Source organism: Saccharothrix sp. 6-C (assembly GCF_016695385.1).
In the GTDB taxonomy this organism is placed as follows: domain Bacteria; phylum Actinomycetota; class Actinomycetes; order Mycobacteriales; family Pseudonocardiaceae; genus Actinosynnema; species Actinosynnema texasense.
Window position 1 is genome coordinate 2,214,134 of sequence record NZ_CP064192.1, and the last position, 18,630, is coordinate 2,232,763.

General features: G+C 72.6%; 13 protein-coding genes. 6 read left to right on the forward strand and 7 right to left on the reverse strand.

Annotated features, from left to right (window positions below; all coding sequences use genetic code 11):
* Positions 1-29 precede the first annotated feature (29 nt).
* Positions 30-413, forward strand: a complete 384-nt coding sequence (locus IOD16_RS10205) for a hypothetical protein (RefSeq protein ID WP_201439827.1) — start codon at positions 30-32, stop codon at positions 411-413.
* A 79-nt stretch (positions 414-492) separates the two neighbouring features.
* Positions 493-876 carry a hypothetical protein gene (locus tag IOD16_RS10210; protein ID WP_201441290.1) on the forward strand — a complete coding sequence of 128 codons (384 nt, stop codon included), beginning with the start codon at positions 493-495 and terminating at the stop codon, positions 874-876.
* On the opposite strand, the gene IOD16_RS10215 is transcribed toward IOD16_RS10210, so the two are convergent.
* Positions 843-4,409 carry a DUF4082 domain-containing protein gene (locus tag IOD16_RS10215; RefSeq protein WP_201439828.1) on the reverse strand — a complete coding sequence of 1,189 codons (3,567 nt, stop codon included), beginning with the start codon at positions 4,407-4,409 and terminating at the stop codon, positions 843-845. The genes IOD16_RS10210 and IOD16_RS10215 overlap by 34 nt on opposite strands.
* A 324-nt stretch (positions 4,410-4,733) precedes the next feature.
* Here IOD16_RS10215 and IOD16_RS10220 point away from each other — a divergent pair, with 324 nt between their 5' ends.
* Positions 4,734-7,823 (forward strand): efflux RND transporter permease subunit, encoded by a 3,090-nt coding sequence (locus IOD16_RS10220; protein ID WP_201439829.1) that lies wholly within the window; start codon positions 4,734-4,736, stop codon positions 7,821-7,823.
* A 138-nt stretch (positions 7,824-7,961) separates the two neighbouring features.
* On the opposite strand, the gene IOD16_RS10225 is transcribed toward IOD16_RS10220, so the two are convergent.
* Entirely contained in the window at positions 7,962-8,564 is a 603-nt protein-coding gene (locus IOD16_RS10225; RefSeq protein WP_236594866.1) for a TetR/AcrR family transcriptional regulator, read from the reverse strand.
* A gap of 113 nt (positions 8,565-8,677) precedes the next feature.
* Between IOD16_RS10225 and IOD16_RS10230 the strand changes: the two genes are divergently transcribed.
* Positions 8,678-9,700 (forward strand): aldo/keto reductase, encoded by a 1,023-nt coding sequence (locus IOD16_RS10230; protein WP_201439830.1) that lies wholly within the window; start codon positions 8,678-8,680, stop codon positions 9,698-9,700.
* Between the two features lie 131 nt (positions 9,701-9,831).
* Here IOD16_RS10230 and IOD16_RS10235 read toward each other — a convergent pair whose 3' ends face one another.
* The 5 genes from IOD16_RS10235 to IOD16_RS10255 all read right to left on the reverse strand — a co-directional run bounded on the left by IOD16_RS10235 (position 9,832) and on the right by IOD16_RS10255 (position 17,046).
* Positions 9,832-10,161 carry a hypothetical protein gene (locus IOD16_RS10235; RefSeq protein ID WP_201439831.1) on the reverse strand — a complete coding sequence of 110 codons (330 nt, stop codon included), beginning with the start codon at positions 10,159-10,161 and terminating at the stop codon, positions 9,832-9,834.
* A 199-nt stretch (positions 10,162-10,360) separates the two neighbouring features.
* Positions 10,361-13,948, reverse strand: coding sequence for a methionine synthase (gene metH / locus IOD16_RS10240; RefSeq protein WP_201439832.1), 3,588 nt, complete (start codon positions 13,946-13,948; stop codon positions 10,361-10,363).
* Between the two features lie 163 nt (positions 13,949-14,111).
* Positions 14,112-14,927, reverse strand: coding sequence for a LutC/YkgG family protein (locus IOD16_RS40035; protein WP_236594867.1), 816 nt, complete (start codon positions 14,925-14,927; stop codon positions 14,112-14,114).
* Positions 14,924-16,321 (reverse strand): lactate utilization protein B, encoded by a 1,398-nt coding sequence (locus IOD16_RS10250; RefSeq protein ID WP_201439833.1) that lies wholly within the window; start codon positions 16,319-16,321, stop codon positions 14,924-14,926. The genes IOD16_RS40035 and IOD16_RS10250 overlap by 4 nt, the downstream gene beginning before the upstream one ends.
* Positions 16,318-17,046, reverse strand: coding sequence for a (Fe-S)-binding protein (locus IOD16_RS10255; RefSeq protein WP_201439834.1), 729 nt, complete (start codon positions 17,044-17,046; stop codon positions 16,318-16,320). The genes IOD16_RS10250 and IOD16_RS10255 overlap by 4 nt, the downstream gene beginning before the upstream one ends.
* Positions 17,047-17,108: 62 nt before the next feature.
* On the opposite strand from IOD16_RS10255, the gene IOD16_RS10260 reads away from it, so the two are divergent.
* Positions 17,109-17,822, forward strand: a complete 714-nt coding sequence (locus IOD16_RS10260; RefSeq protein WP_236594868.1) for a FadR/GntR family transcriptional regulator — start codon at positions 17,109-17,111, stop codon at positions 17,820-17,822.
* Between the two features lie 124 nt (positions 17,823-17,946).
* A complete protein-coding gene (locus IOD16_RS10265; protein WP_236594869.1) occupies positions 17,947-18,630 on the forward strand; it encodes a class I SAM-dependent methyltransferase in 684 nt (227 codons plus the stop codon).

The window sequence follows — 18,630 nt, forward strand, 5'->3', positions numbered from 1 at the left end:
CGGTAACTCCGCTCGACCGGGAAGTTCCGATGATCCAAGTCCTCGCGACCGCGTTGACGGTCCTGGCGCTCGTCGCGGCCCTGTGGTCGCTGGTGCTGGTCGTCACCGACCGGCCCATCACGCTCGCCACCAAACCCACCCTCGGCCTCGCCGGGGTCGTCGTGCTGCTCGAAGCCGGGCTGCTCGTGCAGGCGGTGGCGGCCACGGTCACCGTGCTCGGCTCCGACCGCGGCGGCCTCGACACGGCCACGTTCTTCGGCTACCTGGTCGCGGTGGCGGCGGTGCTGCCGGTCGGCGCGTTCTGGGCGCTCGGCGACCGGTCGCGGTGGGGCGCCGGGGTGTTGGCGGTGGCGTGCCTGAGCGTGCCGGTGATGATCCTGCGGCTCGACCAGCTCTGGGCGCACCGTGGCTGACCGGGACCAGCCGGGCGGGCCGGCCCGGCCCGACCGACCGGCCACGCTCGCGGAGACCACCCGGTCCGGCCCCGGGCGGATGCTCATCGCGGTGTACGGGATCTTCGCCGTCGCCGCGACCGCCCGCTCCGCGGTGCAGCTCGCCACCCGGTTCGAGCAGGCGCCGCTGGCGTACGCGCTGTCGGCGTTCGCGGCGGTGGTGTACGTGGTCGCCACCGCCGCGCTGGCCGGCGTCGTGTCCCGGCGGGTCGCCTACCTCGCGTGCGGTGTCGAGCTGGCCGGTGTGCTCGTGGTCGGCGCGGCGAGCCTGCTGTCCGCCGACGCGTTCCCGGACGCCACGGTGTGGTCGGACTTCGGCGGCGGCTACGGGTTCGTCCCGCTCGTGCTGCCGGTGCTCGGCCTGCTCTGGCTGCGCCACACCGGCCGCGCTCAGCTCGACCGCACCACGACGTCCACCCAGTAGTTCGTGGCGTTGAACGAGGAGCCGGGGAAGCTGCCCGCCGGGCCGTAGGTGTACAGCCCGTTGCCGCCGCTGCTCGCGCTCGACGGCGCGGTCAACGACCCCCGCACGCGGTCGGCGCCGAAGAAGGCCGCGGTCGCCGAGTAGCGCGTGGTCGTGTGGTAGGACGCGATGTAGGTGGTGCCGGCGGTGAGCGGCACCGGGGCGCCGAACGTGGCCTCCTGCCAGCCGCTCGCGGTCTCGCCGGTGAACGTGGTCGACGCGAGCAGCACACCGCCCGCGGTCCACAGGTGGGCCGTGTGCGCGCCGGTGTTCTGCGGTCCTTTGTAGAACCTGATCCCGACGGCGGCCGCGTCCGACGCCGCCGTGCGGAACTTCGCGCCCAGCTGCACCGGGCCCACGTCGGCCACCGTGACGGTCTGCGGCACGTCGCTGACGTCGAACAACGTCCGCAGCACCGGTGCGGGCGCGTCCACCACGACGTCCACCCAGTAGTTCGTGGCGTTGTAGGTCGCGTTGGGGAAGGCCGGTGACGGGCCGTAGACGAACACGCCGTTCCCGGACGCGCCGTCGGCGGGTGCGACCAGGGCGTCACGGGTGTGCGAGGTGGTGAAGAAGCCCGCGGTGGCGGAGTAGTTGCCGATCGCCGTGTGGTAGGACGCGACGTAGGTGGTGTTCGTGGTCAGGTCGACCGGTGTCGTGAAGGTGGCCTCCTGCCAGCCGCTCGCGGTCTCGCCGGCGAACGTGACCGAGGCGAGCAGCGTGCCGTTCGCGTCCCACAGGCGGCCGACGTGCGTGCCGGTGTTCTGCGTCGCCTTGTAGAACCGGATGCCCTTGGCCTTGGCGCCGGCGGTCGTGCAGCGGAACCGCACGCCGAGGTTGACGGCGTTGGCGTCGCCGGAGCTCGCGACCGCGGGCGCGTCGGTCGGCTTGAACAGCGTCTGCCGGACGGCGGTGGCCAGCACGGACACCGACACGGTCGCCGACACCGGCGCGTTGTGGCCGTTGGTGATCGTGTAGCGGAACGTCGCGAGCCCCGAGAAGCCCGCGCTGGGCGTGAACGTCACCGACTGCGCGGCCGCGGACCACGTCACCGTGCCGTTGACGGGGTTGTCCGCCCCGGTGACCGACAGCGGGTAGCCGTTGGGGTCGGAGTCGTTGGCCAGCAGCGCCGCGGCCGGGATCACCAGCGCGACACCTTGGTTCGTGGCGAACCCGCCGTCGTTGCCCGCGACCGGCGGCAGGTCGCCCGCGCCGCCCGCGCGGGCGAAGACGACGTCGACCCAGTAGTTGGTGCTGCGGAACGTGCCGCCGGGGAACGTGCCGGACGCGCCGTAGGCGTACACGCCGTTGTCGCCGGCGGGCGCCGTCAACGCGCCGGTGGAACGCGCGGTCCGGAAGTGGTTCGGGTCGGCGGAGTAGAAGCCGGTGCCGTGGTAGGACGCGACGTAGGTGGCGCCGGGGGAGAGCGGGACGGGCGCGGCGAAGTTCGCCTGCTGCCAGCCGCTCGCGGTCTCGCCGGTGAACGCCGCCGTGGCGAGCAGCGTGCCGTCGGCGCTCCACAGGTGCGCCGTGTGCGCGCCGGTCATGTGCAGGTTCTTGTAGAACCGGACGGCGGTCGCGCTGCCGGGGGTGTTGGTCGAGAAGCGCACGCCCAGCTCCAGCGCGGCGCTCTCGGCGGACCGCAGCGAGGACGGCACGTCGCTCGGGTCGAACAGCCGGACCGACGCCGAGGGCGTCACCGTCACCGCCACGCTCGCGGCCGGCGACTGGGTGTTGAGGCTGTCGTCCACCGCCCGGACCCGGATCGTCTGCTGCCCGGGCTGCCGGGGCCACCAGTCGAACGTCCAGTTCGCCGTGCCCTGCGCCGCCCGCCAGGACGTGCCGCCGTCGGTGGAGACCTCCACGGCCGCGACGACGCCGCCGACGTCGGTCGCCGTGCCGCTGACCACGACCTTCTGCTGCTGCACGAGCGTGGCGCCGTTCGCGGGCGACGTGACGACCGCGGTCGGCGGCGTGGTGTCGGTCGACGCGCTCGCCGCGACCAGGTCGCCCTGCAACGTCGTCGGCTGCACGGTCATGTCGGCGAACAGGTTCACCATCGCCTGCTGGACGTCGCGGTCCACGACGACGGCGGGGTAGGTGCCGTTGCTGGTCTCGTCGTGCTGGTCGTCGAGCCCGAAGGCCCAGAAGACGGTGCCCGCGCCGAACACGACGGCCCCGCTGGGCGCCCGGTAGAGCGTGAGGTGGTGGGTGGCGGGCGCGGGCGCGGTCGTGCGGCCGTAGTCGACCAGGTAGGCGTGCACGTCCAGCGAGGTCGAGGACAGGCGGATGAGGCCGGGCGGGCGGAACCGGTCGTCGGGCGACTCGTCCCACTCGTAGCCCAGCAGCCCGGCCGCCAGCTCGGCCGTGCCGCCGGGCGGGGTCAGGGCGACGTCGGTGTTGCGCCAGAACCTCGGCCGCGACATCGCGTGCGGCACCCGGATGACGTCGTAGCGGTAGGAGTCGACCTGGAACACGGTGCCGGTCAGGGAGTGCTCCGGCCGCCCGCCGTCGGCCGGCGGTGACGAGGAGGGGTCGCGCCAGGTGCCGGTCCACGCCGGGGCGGGGTCGATCTTCTCGCCGGCCCAGGTCTCCTTGTAGCACACCAGGGTGCGGTCGGGCGTGCCGTTGAGGTCGGGCTCCCAGCGGGTCTTCCAGTAGACCTCGTTGCCGCTGGCGAAGACCAGGTGCACGCCCGCGTCCCGGGCCGCTTCGACGTGCGCGCGCTGGTCGCCCGACCAGTACTCGTCGTGCCCGGTGGACAGGAACACCTTGAACGCGGTCAGCGGCACGGCGCCGGGGCCGGTGTCGACGCCGCTGAGGTAGGCGACGTCGTAGCCGTTGCGCTCCAGCCAGCGGATCGCCGCGTACTCGGCGCTGAGCAGGTAGTCCTGCGGCGCGGCGGCGGCGCCGATCCGGTCGCGGGTGCGGATCGGGCGGTTGTAGCTGACCTTGTACGCGCGCCCGTCGGGGGCGGCGGTGGCGTTGCCGCCGTACAGGTTCGCCCCGCCCCAGCCGTTGTAGGCGTGCCAGGTGGTGTCGGAGGTCTGGAAGCCGATGTCGTGCGGGGTGCCGTCGGCCCGCACGACGAACGGGATGTGGGACGCGCCGGCGACGCCGTCCTGCCGGACGAGCTTGGCCAGGTACACGCCGGACACCGCGTCGGCCGGGACCGCCCACGACGCGCTCACGCTCCAGTTGCCCGCGTCGTACAGGCCGATGGCGGGGTCGCCGCCGGGCGCGGGCTGGGGCGAAGGGGTGTTGCGCTGGAGGGTCGCGACCTTCCGCGCGCCGAGACCCCCGTAGTACCCGAGCCGGTAGACGTCGACCCGGTAGTTCGACGACGCGGTGTCGATCTTGAAGTCGACCGTCGTGCCGCGGTTGACGCTCATGCGGGTGGCGAAGCCCTCGATGGTCTCCGACGCGGGTCCGCCCAGATCCCACTCGCTCGGGGGGTTGCCCGGTTTCTGGTTCTCCAGAGCGATCGCGTTCAACGGCATGGGTCACCTCGTGAGAGTGATGGCAGTCACACGTCCGATACCGGTGACATCACTCTGTGGAGAACGCTGTTACGACCAGTCACGAACAATCGCCTGAATGGAGTAGTGGTGCCGAAGTTCCGGTCGTGATAAAGATCACCGGGTTGGGGTGATCTTGCGGTGGCCGGCGTCCGCGCAGGTCAGAGGCCTCGCCGGAGGCGTGCGGTCACCCCATGGCTGAGCCGGTTCTCAGGTGCCGTGTGCCAGCGTTCGGACACCCGCCCGCGGCACCCGCGCAGTCGCCTGCCGGCACGTCCGCCCACCAAGGAGATTCCCACGATGTCCGTGCTGGCTCGGCTGAGCCTGGCCAACCGAAGTCTCGTCGGGCTGCTCAGCCTGCTCGTGATCGGTTTCGGTGTGTTCACGCTGCCCTCGATCAAGCAGCAGCTCTTCCCGTCCATCGAGCTGCCCGCCGCGGTGGTCATCGCGCCCTTCCCGGGCGCGTCGCCCGACCTGGTGGACAGCCAGGTGGCCGAGCCCATCCAGTCGGCCGTGCGCGGCGTCGACGGCGTCGAGCAGGTGTTCACCCGCTCCGCCGAGAGCTCCGCGACGGTCCAGGTGATGTTCACCTACGGCACCGACATCGACGCCGCCGTGGCCAAGATGCAGCAGGCGGTGAACCGGCTCCAGCCGCGCCTGCCGCAGGGCGTGGAGCCGACCGTCGCGCAGGGCAGCACCGACGACATCCCGGTGATCGCGCTCGCCGCGACCTCCGGTGACGACGACATCGCCGCCGCGGCCCGGCTGCGCGCCGAGGTCGTGCCCGGCCTGGAGGCGATCCCCGGCGTGCGGGAGGCCACCGTCAGCGGCGAGCGCGACCGCCAGGTCGGCGTCACCGTCGACTACGCCCGCCTCGGCGCGGCCCGGGTCGACCCCCAGGCGCTGACCGCCGCCCTGACCACGGCCGGCGCGGTCGTGCCCGCCGGCACCGTGCCGGACGCGGACAAGACGCTGACCGTGCAGATCGGCAGCCCCGTCGGCACCGTCGAGGACCTGCGCAACCTGCTGCTGGCCTCGCCCGCCGGCCCGGTGAGGCTCGGCGACGTGGCCCGGGTCGAGTCCGCGCCCGAGGCGGCGACCGTGCTCACCCGCACCAACGGCGAGGCGACGTTGGGTATCAGCGTCACCATGACCGCCGACGGCAACGCGGTCGAGATCTCCCGGCAGGTCCGCGACCGGCTCGCCGAGTGGGGCGAGGCGGCCGGCTCCACGCTCACCGTCGCGTTCGACCAGGGCCCGCAGGTGGAGAAGGCGATCAGCGGCCTGACCACCGAGGGCCTGCTCGGCCTGCTCTTCGCCGTGGTCGTCATCCTGCTGTTCCTGCTGTCGGTGCGGTCCACGCTGGTGACGGCGGTGTCGATCCCGCTGTCCGTGGTGGTCGCGCTGATCGCGCTCTACACCGGCGACCTGTCGCTGAACCTGCTCACCCTCGGCGCGCTCACCATCGCGGTCGGCCGGGTGGTGGACGACTCGATCGTGGTGCTGGAGAACATCAAGCGGCACCTCGGCTACGGCGAGGAGAAGCAACGCGCCGTGCTCGACGGCGTGCGCGAGGTGGCGGGCGCGGTGACCGCGTCCACGCTGACCACGGTCGCGGTGTTCCTGCCGATCGCGTTCGTCGGCGGCATCGCGGGCGAGCTGTTCGGGCCGTTCTCCATCACGGTCACGGTGGCGCTGCTCGCGTCGCTGCTGGTGTCGTTGACGATCGTGCCGGTGCTGGCGTTCTGGTTCCTCAAGCGCCCGGACGTGCCGACCGACCCGGAGGAGGCGGCGCGGGCGCGCGAGGCGGCGCTGGAGAAGGAGAAGCGCAGCCCGTTGCAGCGCGCCTACGTGCCCGTGCTGCGGTTCGCCACCACCCGCCGCTGGGTGACGTTGCTGATCGCCGTGCTCATCTTCGGCGGCACGCTCGGCCTGGCCGGCTCGTTGCAGACCAACTTCATCGACAACGCGGGCGGCACCGCCCTGCAGGGCACCCAGGAGCTGCCGCCGGGCACCAGCCTCACCGCCCGGGACGAGGCGGCGCGCAAGCTCGAAGCCGTGCTGGCGGAGACCGACGAGGTGGAGACCTACCAGGTCACCGTCGGCACGGACAACAGCCTGGCCGCGTTCGGCTTCGGCGGTGACGGCGACACCAGCGTGCGCGCCACCGTGCGCGAGGGCACGGACCTGGAGGCGTTGCAGGACCGGCTGACCGAGCAGCTGGGGAACACGCCCGGCGCGGGCGAGGTGGCGTTCGGCGCGGCGGCGTCCGGTTTCGGCTCGGACACCATCGACGTGCTCGTCACCGCGCCCGACGAGCAGTCGCTGCGGGACGCGGCCGACCGCGTGCAGCAGGCCGTGTCCGGGACACCCGGCGTCGGCGAGGTCACCAACGACCTGTCGGTGAGCGCGCCGCGCGTGCAGGTGACCGTGGACCAGGCCGCCGCGGCGGCCCGGGGGCTCAGCGGCCAGGCCATCGGCCAGTTCGCGGCGCAGGCGCTGCGCGGCGTGCCGGTCGCCCAGCTGCCGATCGACGGCCGGTCGCAGCAGGTCCTGCTGCGCACGGGCGCCGCGCCGACCGACGTGGACGCGTTGCGCGCGCTGCCGCTGCCGGGCGGCGTCACGCTCGGCCAGGTCGCCGAGGTGGCCGTGGTGGACGGCCCGGTGCAGGTGCGGCGCACCGACGGCGCGCGCAGCGCCACCGTGTCGGCCAAGGCCACCGGGTCCGACCTGGGTGCGGTGACGGCCGACCTGACGTCTCGCCTGGACGCGGTGGACCTGCCCTCGGGCGCCTCGCACAGCATCGGCGGCGTCAGCGCCGACCAGGCCGAGACGTTCGCCGACCTGGGGCTGGCGATGCTCGCGGCCATCGCGATCGTGTTCCTGATCATGGTGGCGACGTTCCGCAGCCTGGTGCAGCCGCTGATCCTGCTGGTGTCGATCCCGTTCGCGGCGACCGGCGCCATCGGCCTGCTGCTGCTCACCGGCACCCCGCTCGGCCTGCCCGCGCTGATCGGCATGCTGATGCTCGTCGGGATCGTGGTGACCAACGCGATCGTGCTGATCGACCTGGTCAACCAGTACCGGCGGGACGGGATGCCGGTGCGCGAGGCGGTGGTCGAGGGCGGCCGGCGGCGGTTGCGGCCCATCCTGATGACCGCCGCGGCCACGATCTTCGCGCTGCTGCCGATGGCGTTGGGCATCACCGGCGAGGGCGCGTTCATCGGCAAGCCGCTGGCGATCGTGGTGATCGGCGGCCTGATCAGCTCCACGCTGCTCACCCTGGTGCTCGTGCCGACGCTGTACTCGATGGTCGAGGGCCGCAAGGAGCGCCGCCGGGCGCGCAAGGCCGAACGCCCCGCCGAGGACCGCGAGGCGGTCACCGTCTGACGTTCGCCGGCCCGCTCGTCCCGTTCGCCGGAAGCCCCGTCGCCCCACCCGGGCGGCGGGGCTTCCGTCACCTCACCCCGGGCCGGGGTGCTGCGTCGGGCTGGAGGAGTGGCGTGACTGGCTCGACCCGCCGTCCGATCACCTGCCGGCTGCTCCGTAGCGCAGGCCGTCGATGAGCAGCGCGACCATCCGTCGCGTGTGGCCCTCGTCCTCCCGGGCGGGCAGGGCCAGGTTGGCCGTGGCGCGCAGCAGGTCGTACGGGTCGACGTCGGCCCGCACCTCGCCGGCCCGTGCCGCGCGGTCGAGCAGCGCGCCCAGGACGGGCACGAAGCGCTGCTGGAAGTAGGCGGGCAGGCTGCTGTAGGCCGGGTCGCCGGAGTGCAGGGCGGCGCTGAGCCCGTGCTTGGTGCCGATGAAACCGGTGAAGCGCCACAACCACGCGGTCAGCGCTTCGAGCGGTGCGTGCTCGGCGGTCAGGGCGGGCGCGGCGTCGGCGCAGGCGTCCACCTCGTGGCGGAACACCGCGGCGATGAGGTCCGAGCGTTGCGGGAAGTGGCGGTAGAGGGTGCCCGCGCCCACCCCGGCCTTGGCGGTGATCTGCCGCACGGGCGCGTCCACGCCCGAGGTGGCGAAGACCTCCGCGGCGGCGCTGAGCAGGGCGTCGGTGTTGCGCCGCGCGTCGGCGCGCACGGGTCTGCCCGACCGCTCCCCGGTCACGCCGATGTCGACTCGCTCGCTCACGACCACCCCGCCCGACTAAGCGGAACGTTGTTCCGTATAGTCGAAGTTGAACGTTGTTCCGTTTGTGTCAGCGTAGCGCTGCGCCGGGCACCTGCCAACGCACGAGGAGACCCATGAAGTACCGCACGCTGGGCCGGACCGGCATCAAGGTCAGCCCCTACGCCCTGGGCGCGATGATGTTCGGCGCCGCGGGCAACCCCGACCACGACGACTCGGTCCGGATGATCCACAAGGCGCTGGACGCGGGCGTCAACTTCGTCGACACCGCCGACATCTACTCGCACGGCGAATCCGAGGAGATCGTCGGCAAGGCCCTCGAAGGCCGCCGGGACGACGTCGTGCTGGCCACCAAGGCGCACCTGCCGATGGGCGAGGACCCGAACCACCAGGGCAACTCGCGGCGCTGGCTGGTCCGCGCCCTCGACGACTCCCTGCGCCGCCTGCGGACCGACCACGTCGACCTCTACCAGGTCCACCGGCCCGCGCCGGACACCGACGTGGAGGAGACGCTGTCGGTCCTCACCGACCTCATGCGCGCCGGGAAGGTCCGGGCCATCGGGTCCTCCACCTTCCCCGCCTCGGAGATCGTCGAGGCGCAGTGGGTCGCCGAACGGCGCGGCCTGGCCCGGTTCCGCACCGAACAGCCGCCGTACTCCATCCTCGACCGTCGCATCGAGAACGAGGTGCTGCCCGTCTGCGAGCGCTACGGCATGGGCACGCTCGTCTGGAGCCCGCTGGCCCAGGGCCTGCTCACCGGCCGGTTCCGCCAGGGCGCGGGCGCCGAGAGCAGGCGGGCCCGCTTCACGCACATGACCGACGAACGCCGCCACGAGGCGGTCGAGCGGCTCGTCCCCGTCGCCGAGGACGCCGGCCTGTCCCTGACCCACCTGGCCATGGCCTTCGCGATCGCCCACCCGGGCGTCACGTCCGCGATCATCGGCCCGCGCACCGAGGAGCAGCTGGACGACCTGCTCGCCGGCGCGGACGTCGTGCTGGACGACGCCGTGCTCGACCGGATCGACGCCGTCGTCCCGCCGGGCACGGGCGTGGGCGCCCTGGACATGGACTACCGCACACCGGCCGTGCAGCAGCCCCGCCTGCGCCGCCGCCTGCTCGAAGAACGCGCCGCCGCCTGAGCCGCCGCTCGACCGGAAGAATTCGACGCGGCTGATTCCGAATTGATTGCGGGATGGTGCCGCCCTCTTCTCCGCGGAAGAGGGCGGCACCATTCTTCAGTTCCGGGACCGTCGATCAGCGGATGCTCGGGTCAGGCTTCGTACCAGTCCACGCAGAGTTGGGCGACGTAACCGGTGCGTCCGTCCCACTGCACCTGGATCCACCAGCTGCTCGTGCCGCCGCACGCGGTGTAGCTGCTGCCCGAGGTGGCTTCGCACGACGCCGCGGCGCGCTGCCCGGGCTGGATGATGCCGAGTCGGGTTGAGCCGGCGTTCGTGCGCAAGCGGACGTTCACGCCGCTCACGCCCGCTTTGGGTGTGACGTAACAGGCGGGCACCGCCGACCGGTCCACCGAGTGGCCGGTCGGCGTCGGTGCGGCCGACGAGGCCGCGGACGCGGACGACGGCGCCAGGGCCATCATGACGAAAACGATCAGGGCGCCCAGCGAAGCGACCAAAGAATTCTTTTTCACAGTTCCCCCTTCGGGATCCTTTCACGGTCCCGAAGGTGACGATAGCCATGCCCGCCGCGTTTTCGCAGTCCCTCGTCAGTGTGATTGCGTCGACCCGTTGACGAGGGCCTGCGTGATCAATTGTCGCGCATTCGCGACACCGGATCGATCAGGCGCCCGGCTCGTAGGCGAGGTTCGGCCGGAGCCAGCGCTCGACCTCCTCGACCGGCATCCCGCGCCGCCGCGCGTAGTCGACCACCTGGTCGCGCCCGATCCGGCCCACGGTGAAGTAGCGGGCCTCCGGGTGCGCGAAGATCACCCCGCTCACCGCCGCCGCCGGCGTCATGGCGAACGAGTCCGTCAACGCCAGGCCGACCCGCTCGGCCTCCAGCATCGCGAACAGGTCCGCCTTCTCGCTGTGGTCCGGACTGGCCGGGTACCCGAACGCGGGCCGGATGCCCCGGAACCGCTCGGCGTGCAGGTCGGCCAGCTCCGGCTCGGCGTCCGGCTCGAACCAGTCCCGCCGCGCCCGGAGGTGGACGTGCTCCGCGAACGCCTCCGCCAGCCGGTCCGCCAACGCCTTCACCATGATCGACTTGTAGTCGTCCTGCTCCCGCTCGTACCGCGCGGACAGCTCCTCGGCGCCGTGGATCGCCACCGCGAACCCGCCCAGGTGGTCGCCCGCCGGCGCGATGTAGTCGGCCAGGCTCCGGTTGGGCCTGCTCGCCGGCTTCCGCGTCTGCTGCCGCAGCATCGGCAGCCGCCGCCCGTCCACCACGATGTCGTCGCCCTCGGCGTGCGCCGGCCAGAAGCCGTACACGCCCTTCGCCCGCAACGAGCCGTCCGCGACGATCTGGTCGAGCATCGCGTTCGCGTCGTCGAACAGCTCCTGCGCGGCCGGGTTGGTCTCCAGGATCTTCGGGAACTTGCCCTTCAGCTCCCAGGCCAGGAAGAAGAACGTCCAGTCGATCATCTCGCGCAGCTCGGCCACCGACGGCTCCACGACCCGCAGCCCGGTGAACGCGGGCGTCGGCAGCTCCTCGAACGACACCACCTCGGCGTTCGCCCGCGCCTGCTCCACCGCCAGCAACGGCGTGCTCTGCCGGTTCTCGTGCTCCTCGCGCAACCGCTGCTGCTCGACCCGCGTCGCCACGGCCAGCTCCTCGGCGCGCTCGTCGTCCAGCAGCGCCGACACCACGCCCGCCACCCGTGACGCGTCCAGCACGTGCACGGTGGTCTGGTCGTACACGGGCGCGATCCGCACCGCCGTGTGCTGCCGCGACGTCGTCGCGCCGCCGATCAGCAGCGGCAGCTTCATCCCGCGCCGCTGCATCTCCGCCGCCACCGACACCATCTCGTCCAACGACGGCGTGATCAGCCCGGACAGGCCGATCGCGTCCGCGCCCTCGGCGATCGCGGTGTCCAGGATCTTCGCCGCCGGCACCATCACGCCCAGGTCGACCACGTCGTAGTTGTTGCAGCCGAGCACCACGCCGACGATGTTCTTGCCGATGTCGTGCACGTCGCCCTTCACCGTGGCCAGCACGACCTTGCCGTTGCCGCGGGTGGAGCCGGAGGCTTCCTTCTCCGCGTCCATGTACGGCTCCAGGTGCGCGACCGCGCGCTTCATCACCCGCGCGCTCTTCACCACCTGCGGCAGGAACATCTTGCCCGCGCCGAACAGGTCGCCGACGACCTTCATGCCGTCCATCAGCGGACCCTCGATCACGTCCAGCGGACGTGCCGCCACCAGCCGCGCCTCTTCGGTGTCCTCGATGATGAAGTCGACGATGCCGTGCACCAGCGCGTGCTCGAGGCGCTTGGCCACCGGACCCTCGCGCCACGCCAGGTCGACCACGCGCTTCGTGCCCGAGCCCGCCACCGTCTCGGCGAAGGACACCAGCCGGTCCGTCGCGTCCGGGCGGCGGTCGAACAGCACGTCCTCGACCAGCTCCAGCAGGTCCTTCGGGATGTCCTCGTAGACCGCGAGCTGGCCCGCGTTGACGATGCCCATGTCCAGGCCCGCGCGCACACCGTGGTACAGGAACGACGAGTGCATCGCCTCCCGCACGGTGTCGTTGCCGCGGAAGGAGAACGACAGGTTCGAGATGCCGCCGCTGATCCGCACGCCCGGACAGCGCTGCTTGATCAGCGGGATCGCGTCCAGGAACGCCTTGGCGTACCCGTTGTGCTCGGCGATGCCCGTCGCGACGGCCAGCACGTTCGGGTCGAAGATGATGTCCTCGGCCGGGAAGTCCGCCTTCTGCGTCAACAGGTCGTAGGCGCGACCGCAGATCTCGACCTTGCGCTCCGCGGTGTCGGCCTGGCCCAGCTCGTCGAACGCCATCACCACCACGCCCGCGCCGAAGTCGCGGATGCGGCGGGCCTGGGCCAGGAACGACTCCTCGCCCTCCTTGAGGCTGATCGAGTTGACCACGCCCTTGCCCTGCACGCACTTCAGCCCGGCTTCCAGCACGCTCCACCGCGAGCTGTCGACCATGATCGGCACGCGGGCGATCTCCGGCTCGGTGGCGATCAGGTTGAGGAACGTGGTCATCGCCCGCTCGCTGTCGAGCAGGTCGGCGTCCATGTTCACGTCCAGCAGGTTCGCGCCGCCGCGCACCTGCTCCAGCGCGACGTCCACCGCCGCCTGGTAGTCGTCGCCCTCGATCAGCCGGCGGAACTTCGCCGACCCGGTCACGTTGGTGCGCTCGCCGATCATCACGAACCCGGTGTCCGCGCCGATCTCGAACGGCTCCAGGCCGCTGAACCTGGTCCGGTCCGCGACCCGCGCCACCGGCCGCGGCGGCAGGTCCTTGACCGCCGCCGCGATCCGCCCGATGTGCTCGGGCGTCGTGCCGCAGCAGCCGCCGACGATGTTGACCACGCCCTCCTCGGCGAAGCCGTGCAGCAGCGCGGCGGTCTCCTCCGGGGTCTGGTCGTAGCCGCCGAACGCGTTGGGCAGCCCCGCATTGGGGTGGCTCGCGGTGTAGGTGCCGGCGATCCGGGACATCTCGGTGACGTGCGGTCGCATCTCGGCCGCGCCCAGCGAGCAGTTCACGCCCACGACCAGCGGCTCGGCGTGCGCGACGGAGTTCCAGAACGCCTCGACCGTCTGCCCGGACAGCGTCCGCCCGCTCAGGTCCACGATGGTGACCGAGATCCACAGCGGCAGGTGGGGCGCGACCTCGCGGGCCGCGGCGACGGCGGCCTTCGCGTTGAGCGTGTCGAAGATCGTCTCGATGAGCAGCAGGTCGACGCCGCCCTCGGCGAGCGCGCCGATCTGCTCCGCGTAGGCGTCCTTGACCTGGTCGAACGACACCGTCCGGTACGCCGGGTCCTCGACCCGCGGCGACAGGGACAGGGTGACGTTGAGCGGGCCGACGGAGCCGGCCACGAACCGGCCGCCCGCCTCGTCGGCGGCCTGGCGGGCGAGCTGCGCGCCGCGCACGTTCATCTCGCGGACCAGCTTCTCCAGGCCGTAGTCGGCCTGCGCGATGCTGGTCGCGGTGAACGTGTTGGTGGTGGTGATGTCCGCGCCCGCGGCCAGGTACTGGCGGTGCACGTCGAGGACGACGTCCGGGCGGGTCAGGTTCAGCAGGTCCGGGTCGCCGGTGACGTCGTGCGTGTGGTCGCCGAGCAGGTCGCCGCGGTAGTCGGCCGGGGTGAGCCCGGCGGCTTGGAGCATCGTGCCCCAGGCGCCGTCCAGCACCGCGACGCGCTGGTCCAGCAGCTCTCGCAGGGCGTTTTCCGACACGCGGCCTCCCAGGTTGGGAGGCGCCCTTCGGATCGTCGAGCCCCGGCCGAGCGTGGCGGGCTCGTCACCCGTTGCAGCGCCTCTCGATCGGGAGTCCGATCCTAGCGAACCACGCGATCGTGGGCGGAACCGCCCAAGGGGTGAGAACCCGATCTCCGGAGCTTCAGCGCGTGATGACGACCTCCAGCGTGCGCGGCCCGTGCACGCCCTCGACCCGTTCCAGCTCGATGTCACTGGTCGCGGACGGCCCGCTGATCCACGTCTGGGTGAGCACCCCGGCGAGCGCCGCGACCGCGTCCGGGACGCCCGCCACCACCTGGTCGGCCCGCACGACCACCAAGTGGTAGTCCGGCACGAGGGTGAGGAGCCGGGGACCCTGGTCGGCCGCGTCGTGGTCGAGCACGATCGTGCCGGTCTCCGCGACCGCCACGTGACAGGCCGTGACCACCGCGTCGGCCGTTTCGACGACCTCGCGAAGCACCGCCCACGCGTCGCCGCCGCCGACGCGACGCACCTCGCGCACGTCGTCGATCGGGGGATGCGCCCCGGCCTGGTCCCTGCCCGCGGGAAGCGCTTCGCGAGCGTCCCCGCCAAGGGGAACCCTTGATGTGATTCTACCGGCGGGGTCCGACAATTCCGGTCCCTCGGCGGTCGGTCCGGTCGGTCCGGTCGGCCCCTGGGCCTCCCGCCCGCTCGCGTCCCCGGCCACCCATCCCGCCGTCCACTCGGGCGGGACGCCGGGGGCGGTCACGACGTGGTGGGCGCGGCGCTCCCTCAGGGCCCCGGCGACGGCCGAGGCCACCTCGTCGGCGGCCACCACGCGGACCAGGGCGCGGTAGTCGCGCAGGCGTTCGGCGAAGAGCTCCAGGTCACCGGGACCGCGGGTGCCCGCCGCCCGGTACTCGCGGGGCACGGGAGCCACCTCGCGCGGCCCCTTCGCCCGCCGCACCCTCGCCAAGACCTCGTCACGGGCACTCATCGGGACCCCCACCAGTCGCGGAACGTCTCCTTCGGCGGTTCGGGCAGGTCACGGGCCGTCGACCAGCCCGGCAGCGGCACGTGACGGCTCGCCACCCGGCCGAACCTGCCCAACCCCAGCAGCCGGCGCCACCGCCGCGCGTCCGACATCGCCCACGCCAACGCCCGCATCGCCGTCGACTCCGGTGTGGTCCGCTTCGCCGACACCACCCGCTCCCGCAGGTGCACCAGCATCGACGGGATGTCGATCGCCACCGGGCACACGTCGTAGCAGACCCCGCACAGCGACGACGCGAACGGCAGCGTCGGGTTCCGGTCCACCCCGGTGAGCTGCGGCGACAGCACCGCGCCGATCGGACCCGGGTACGTGGAGCCGTACGCGTGCCCGCCGGTCCGCTCGTACACCGGGCACGAGTTCAGGCACGCCGAACAGCGGATGCAGCGCAGCGCCGCCCGCCCGTCCGGGTCCGCGAGGGTGGCCGTGCGGCCGTTGTCCACCAGCACCACGTGGCTGGTCTGCCCCTCGGTCGGCCCCGTCCACACCGACGTGTACGGGTTCATCCGCTCACCGGTCGACGACCGGGGCAGCAGTTGCAGGAACACCTCCAGGTCCCGCCACGACGGCACCAGCTTCTCGATGCCCACCACGCTGATCAGGGTGCGCGGCAGCGTCAGGCACATCCGGCCGTTGCCCTCGGACTCGACCACCACCAGCGACCCGGTCTCGGCCACGCCGAAGTTCGCCCCCGAGATGGCCACGTCCACCGTCATGAACTTCTGCCGCAGGTGCTTGCGCGCCGCCTCGGCCAACGCCCTCGGGTCGTCGGTCAGCCCGGGGTCCACGCCCGGCATCGCGCGCCGGAACACCTCCCGGATCTCCGCCCGGTTGCGGTGGATCGCCGGCACCAGGATGTGGCTCGACCTGTCGTCGCCCAACTGGACGATCAGCTCGGCCAGGTCGGTCTCCACCGCGTGCACGCCGATCTCGGCCAGGGCCTCGTTCACCCCGATCTCGACCGTGGCCATCGACTTGACCTTGATCACCTCGCGCGTGCCGGTCGCCCGCACCAGGTCGCAGACGATCCGGTTGGCCTCCTCGGCGTCACGCGCCCAGTGCACCCGGGTGCCCCGGCTCGTCAACGCCTCCTCGAACCGCACCAGGTGCTCGTCCAGGTCGGCCAGCACCTCGTCCTTGATCGCCGCGCCCGCCGCGCGCAGCTGCGCCCAGTCCGGCAGCTCGCCGACGACGTTCGCCCGCTTGGCCCGGATCGTGGACGTGGCCTTGGCGAGGTTGCGGCGCAGCTGGGCGTTGCCGAGGGCCTCCCGCGCCGCCTTCGGGAACGGCTCGCCGGTCAGGTTCCCGCCACCGGCGGGCATCCCGAGGAACGTCGTCATCGCGTCTGCTCCAGGATCTGGGCCAGGTGCAGCGGCCGGACGCCGCTGCGCAGCCTGCTCAACCCGCCGCCGATGTGCATCAGGCACGACGAGTCGCCCGCCGTGACCACACCGGCCTTCGTGCTCAGCACCGCGCTCATCTTGTCGCCGAGCATGGCGGTGGACGTGTCGGAGTTCTTCAGCGCGAACGTGCCGCCGAACCCGCAGCACGTCTCGGCCGACGGCAGCTCGACCAGGTCGATGCCCTCGACCGCCCGCAGCAGCCGCAACGGCCGGTCCCGCACGTCCAGCACGCGCAACGAGTGGCAGGTGGGGTGGTAGGTGACCCGGTGCGGGAAGTACGCGCCCACGTCGGTGACCCCCAGGACGTCCACCAGGAACTCCGACAGCTCGTACGTGCGCTCGGCGGTGCCCGCGGCGGCCTCGGCCAGCTTCGCGTCACCGTGCGCGCGGGCGACGTCGGCGTGCTGGTGGCGCACCGACCCCGCGCACGACCCGGAGGGCGCGACGATCACGTCGGCGCCCTCGAACGCCTCCACGTGGTTGCGGATCACCGGCATCGCCTGACCGGCGTAGCCGGTGTTGATGTGCATCTGACCGCAGCAGGTCTGGGCGGACGGGACGACCACCTCGTGGCCGAGCCGTTCCAGCAGCCGGACGGTGGCCTTGCCGACGTCTGGGAACAGGCCGTCGACCAGGCACGTGACGAACAGCGCGACTCTCACCGCGCCGACTCTAGACTCCGTGGTCTGACCACACCAGGCTGTGGTCAGACCACACGACGGAGGTGTTCCGCTTGTCCGGGTACGGCACGGTGCTCAGGCACGTCGAGTCGGAGCTGACCGCGGGCCGGCTCGGCGTGGGGCAGCAGCTGCCCGCCGAGCGCAAGCTGGCCGAGGACCTCGGCGTCAGCCGCGCCACCGTGCGCGAGGCGATCCGGGTGCTGCAGGCGATGGGCGTGGTGCGCAGCGGCGTCGGCTCGGGCCCGGACGCGGGCACCACCGTCATCGCCGACCCGGCGGGCGGGCTCGGCGCGGCCCTGCGCCTGCACCTGGCCACGCGCCGGCTGCCGATGGCCGACCTCGTCGGCACCAGGGTGATGATCGAGAGCCACGCCGTGCGCGCGGCGGCCGCCGGTCCCGACCACCCCGACCTGGCCCGCGCCGCCGACCTGCTGACCCGCATGGACGCGCCCGACCTGGACGCGGACACCTTCCACCAGCTCGACGCCGACTTCCACGTCGCCCTCACCGCCGCCGCGGGCAACGCCGTCAACACCGCGATCATGGCGGCGCTGCGCGACGCGATCCACCGGACCGTGCTGGACGCCGTGCGGGCGTTGCCGGACTGGTCCCGCACCGCCGTCCGGCTGCGCCGCGAGCACCGGTCGATCCTGCGCGCCGTCCGAGCGGGCAACGGCGAACTGGCCGCCACCAGGGTCACCCGCCACGTCGAAGGCTTCCACCGCGAATGGGTCCGGCACTCGACCCGGGGCAACTGATCCGGCGACGCCCCGTCCGGCCGTGGTGGAGCGCCGTGCCGGCCCACGTCGCCGTACCGTGCTTCCTGGTGGGCCCGGTGAATTCCGCTACGCGTGCCCTGGGCGCATCCCCTACCGTGACGGCGTGTTCCCCGACTTCCACCGCGCGCCCAACATCGCCGACCACCCCGACCTGTACGAGCGGGAGAACGAGGCGATCGACCCCGCGGGTCTGCTGTGGCGGGCACTGCGCGACCAGGCCGACTGGGCCGGTCGCACGGTGCTGGACCTGGGCTGCGGCACCGGGTTCTGGCTGCCCCGGTACGCGGTCGACGCGGCCGCGGTGATCGGCGTGGAACCCGATCCGGACCTGGTGGTCAGGGCCCGCGAGCGGGGCGACGCGCGGCACGGCTCGGCCGAGCACATCCCGTTGCCCGATGCGAGCGTGGACGTCGTGCACGCCCGGTTCGCCTACTTCTTCCCGCCCGACGGCGAGCCCGGTCTCGCCGAGGTGCGGCGCGTGCTGCGGCCCGGCGGCGCGCTGGTCGTGATCGACAACGACTGGCGGCACGGCGAGTTCGCCGACCTGCTCGCCGCCTCACCGTGGGCGTCCGCGCAGGGGACGGCGGAGACGACCGACGCGTGGTGGCGGGCGCGGGGCGCCTCCCGGACCGAGGTGATGTCGGCGTGGCGGTGCCGTGACGCGGCGGAACTGGAAGCCGTGCTGCGCATCGAGTTCCCCGGCGACGTCGTGGACGCGTGGGTCCGCGCCAACCCCGGTCGGCGGGAGCTGACCTACGGCTACGTCCTGTTCACCACCACCACCTGA